Annotated in this window: 6 protein-coding genes; all 6 read left to right on the top strand. The window is 64.8% G+C overall.

Translation table 11 applies throughout. The annotated features are described in order from the left end of the window. A partial coding sequence (locus DMX10_RS31955; RefSeq protein WP_256604895.1) for a phage minor head protein occupies window positions 1-510 on the top strand: 510 nt, incomplete at its 5' end. 212 nt (window positions 511-722) lie between these two features. Continuing rightward, window positions 723-1,718 (top strand): phage protease, encoded by a 996-nt coding sequence (locus DMX10_RS31950; protein WP_111264854.1) that lies wholly within the window; start codon window positions 723-725, stop codon window positions 1,716-1,718. After that, entirely contained in the window at window positions 1,718-2,647 is a 930-nt protein-coding gene (locus DMX10_RS31945) for a Mu-like prophage major head subunit gpT family protein (protein WP_111264853.1), read from the top strand. Before DMX10_RS31950 ends, DMX10_RS31945 begins: the two co-directional genes overlap by 1 nt. Further along, a complete protein-coding gene (locus tag DMX10_RS31940; RefSeq protein ID WP_158545646.1) occupies window positions 2,644-3,048 on the top strand; it encodes an HI1506-related protein in 405 nt (134 codons plus the stop codon). Before DMX10_RS31945 ends, DMX10_RS31940 begins: the two co-directional genes overlap by 4 nt. Then, window positions 3,048-3,455: a gp436 family protein gene (locus DMX10_RS31935; protein WP_111264851.1), complete on the top strand. Its 408-nt coding sequence runs from the start codon at window positions 3,048-3,050 to the stop codon at window positions 3,453-3,455. Before DMX10_RS31940 ends, DMX10_RS31935 begins: the two co-directional genes overlap by 1 nt. A 17-nt stretch (window positions 3,456-3,472) precedes the next feature. Further along, window positions 3,473-3,657, top strand: a 185-nt coding sequence (locus tag DMX10_RS31930; protein WP_218281355.1) for a hypothetical protein, incomplete at its 3' end; no start/stop codon positions are given.

The raw sequence follows: 3,657 nt of genomic DNA, 5'->3' as shown, positions 1-3,657 counted from the left end.
CGAGATCCGTTGACCGGTGAAGATCGCGACGTCCAGCTCGGCAGCCCGCGACGCCTGCAGGTCATCTATGACGTGAACCTGCGGACCGCCCAAGCGGCTGGCCAATGGGACCGAATCCAGCGCACCAGGGCAACGCATCCTTACTTGCTGTACCAGCTAGGGCCGAGCCGCGAGCACCGGCCAGAACATCGAGGCTGGTCGGGCATGCTGCTGCGCGCAGATGATCCGTGGTGGCAGACCCATTACCCGCCCAACGGCTGGGGCTGCAAATGCCACGTGCGCCAGGTCAGCCGCCGTGAGGCTGAGCGACTGCTCGCCACCGGCCGTTACCTGAACGCTGCGCCAGACCTTGGGACGGTGGAGTACGTGAACCGGCGAACTGGCGAGGTGGCAAACGTGCCTCGGGGGATTGATCCAGGGTGGGACTACAACCCCGGTGCAGTCTCCAGGCTGGCACGGGCGCAGCAGCTCCTGGAGCAGAAGGAAGCCGCCGCCAAGGGCAGCGAATGACCCCCGCGCAAAAACGCCCAGGAAGGCCCTTACAGGGCCCCTGGGTGCGGCAAGGGTATGGCCGAGCAGGGAAAACGATTTCTAACGCCCGTCTAACGCGTTCTAGGCTGGTGCACATCTGCCGCTTCGGTTGCATTTCGCCGACCAGCAACCGGCAACTACTGACATCCGTCAGCTAATACCGCCTGCCCTCGGCCGCCGAACATGGCGGCATGAACACACAACGCCACCTCAAAACTGAATACGCCGCCCTCTGCTCTGAGCTGGGGGCCGGCGTCCCCGAATGGGTCGAGGTCTTACCGCCTGGTCCCGACGTCGTCGGCCGTGATGGTCGCCGCTGGTCCTATGACGCTGCCGGCGTCCTGCGCCGCACCCTGGCGCATAGCCAAGGCGCTCAACTGCCGTTCGACTACTTCCATGCAACTGAGCTGCAGGCGCCGAAAGGAAACGATGCGCCAGCCGCTGGCTGGGTGGTCGAGTACCGCATCGGCCAGGCCGGCGGCATCGAGGCGCGTGTCGACTGGACCAAGCGAGCCGCGAACGGCATCAGCGCTCGCGAGTACCGCTACGTCTCGCCCGTGTTCACTCACGACGAAGCCGGAGTCATCGACCGCTTTTCCTCATTCGGCCTGACCAGTAAGCCGAATCTGGTCCTCAAGTCCCTCAACTCTGAAACCACCCCCACCCCGGAGAAACTCCCGATGGAGCTTGCAGAAGCCATCCGGGCCGCCCTTGGGCTGCCCGAAAACGCGACGGAACAGGACGCCGTCGCCGCTATCAACGCGCTGAAGGAGGCCAAGGAAACGGCCCTCAACAGCGAACGTCCCCCGTCCCTGAAGTTGTTCGTTCCCCGCGCTGACTACGACGTCCTGGAGCGCCGTGCGATCAACGCCGAGCAGCAGCTCCAGGACCGCGACAAGAAAGATTTGGACGTCGCGATCAACGCCGAGATCGAGCAGGCCCTCAAGGCCGGAAAGATCACCCCGGCAACCAAGGGCTACCACATCGCTATGTGCCAACAGGAAGGCGGCCTGGAGCAGTTCCGCGCCTTCGTCAAAGCCGCCCCCTCCGTGACTGATCCCGTCGTAAGCGACGACCAGCCGGAGCAGCGTGGAACGGCCCTCAACTCGGAACAGCTGCAGGCCGCGCAAATGCTCGGCATGACCGCTGAGTACTACGAAACCCACGTCCTCAAAGGGGGCAAGTAATGGCTGTAAAAATTTCTCCCGCGCTGCTCGCCGCGCTGTTCGCCGGCTATCGAGGCGAGTTCCAAAAGGCATTTTCGGAAGCCGCCCCCCAATGGTCTCGTGTCGCTACGCTGGTCCCCAGCACCACGGCGTCGAACATCTATGCATGGCTCGGGCAGTTCCCGACGCTGCGCGAGTGGATCGGGCCGCGCGTTCTCAAAGAAATGGCCTCCGGCGACTACACCATCGTCAACAAGTTGTTCGAATCGACTGTCGGTGTGCCGCGAACGGCTGTTGAAGATGACCAGGCCGGCCTGTTCGTCCCCATGTTTAACGAGATGGGACGCGCAGCGGCGTACCACCCGGATCACCTGGTCTTCTCCCTGCTGTCGCTTGGCTTCGGTAACAAGTGCTACGACGGCCAGAACTTCTTCGACACCGAACACCCTGTGTATCCCGACGTTGCCCGGGAAGGCACCCCCGAGCTGGTCAGCAACATGGATTTCCCGTCGACTAACGAAGGGCCGACTTGGTATCTGATCGATGACACCCGCGCGCTGAAGCCGATCATCTTCCAGGAGCGCACCAAGCCCGAACTGGAAAGCAAGACCAACCCCGCCAACAGCGATCACGTCTTCGACCACGACGAATACGTGCACGGCATCCGCTACCGCTGCGCCGCCGGCTTCGGTCTCTGGCAACTGGCCTATGCGTCCCGCCAGCCGCTGGAGCCCGAGTTTTATGGCAGTGCCCGCGCGGCCATGCAGTCGTTCAAAGCCGATGGCGGCCGCCCGCTGAAGCCGAACCCGGCGACCCTGGTCGTTCCGCCCCAGCTGGAGGCGCAGGCGCTGCGTCTGGTGGCCAAGGACGAGAACGGCGGCAATCCGTGGGCCGGTAGCGCCAAGGTGTTGGTCTGCACTGACCTCGTCGAATGGCGTCCGAATCCGTGATCGTCCGTATCAGGGCGAGCCGGGACGGCTATTTCCGCTGCGGGATTGCCCACCGCAGCAACGCAACCGACCACCCCATCGAGCGGTTCACCGAAGAGCAACTGGAGCGCCTGAAGCGCGACCCGGACCTCACGGTGCAACTGATCGATGGCGAGTTGCCCAAAGGCGAAGACCAGGACCAGGACGAGCGCAAGGCCGACGAAGAGCCGCCGGCCAGCGGGGATGCCAAACCCGCGACGGCCAAGCCCAAGTCGGCGGCCAAGCCCGCCGCTGCAAGGGGCGCGACCAAGGGCGGTAAGGGTGCCAAACCTGCCGCGAAAAAGGAGCAGCCTACCCAGCAGCCGGAGCCCAAGCCGACCGGTGAATGCGGCGAAGGTGGCGCAGAGGGAGGCGCGCAGTAATGGCTTACGCCACGCGTGAGCAGTTCATCGACCAGCACGGCCTGGATGCCGTGCTGGTCGTTGCCGACCGCGACCAGGACGGCGCGCCGGATGATCAGGTGATCGCTGATGCGCTGGTCCGAGCGACTGCGGAAATTGACAGCTGGATCAGCGTCAAGCACCGCCTGCCGCTGCCAGTCGTGCCGGATCACCTGGTCAGCCTGTGCGGCGATATCGCCATGTACCGGCTGAGCGCGGATGGATCGCTGACCGAAGACAAGCGCAAGCGCTATGAAGATGCGGTGCGTTACCTGCGCCAGGTTGCCGAGGGTGTCGCCGGGCTGGGTCTGCCGACCCCGCCCGACGCACCGTCGAGCGGTGAGGCGTTCTTTGAATCGCAGCCGATCCGCTTCGGGCGGCTGCTGTGACGGGCGCCGCCGTTCGGATGGACCTGGCCCAGGACCCGCGCGTCGCGCGCTACCTGGATCGACTGGCCCAGTTCAACGTGGAACCGCTCCTGGAAGGGCTGGGTGCTGAAGTCGAGTCACAGACCCGGCGCCGCATCCAGAGCGACAAGACCAGCCCGTCGGGCGAGCCCTGGCAAGGCTGGTCGGAGGCCTACGCAGAGAC

The organism is Pseudomonas sp. 57B-090624 (genome assembly GCF_003234055.1).
In the GTDB taxonomy this organism is placed as follows: Bacteria; Pseudomonadota; Gammaproteobacteria; order Pseudomonadales; family Pseudomonadaceae; genus Metapseudomonas; species Metapseudomonas tohonis.
The sequence above is the reverse complement of the archived record's forward strand: the minus strand, read 5'-3'. Positions and strand labels throughout refer to the sequence as shown.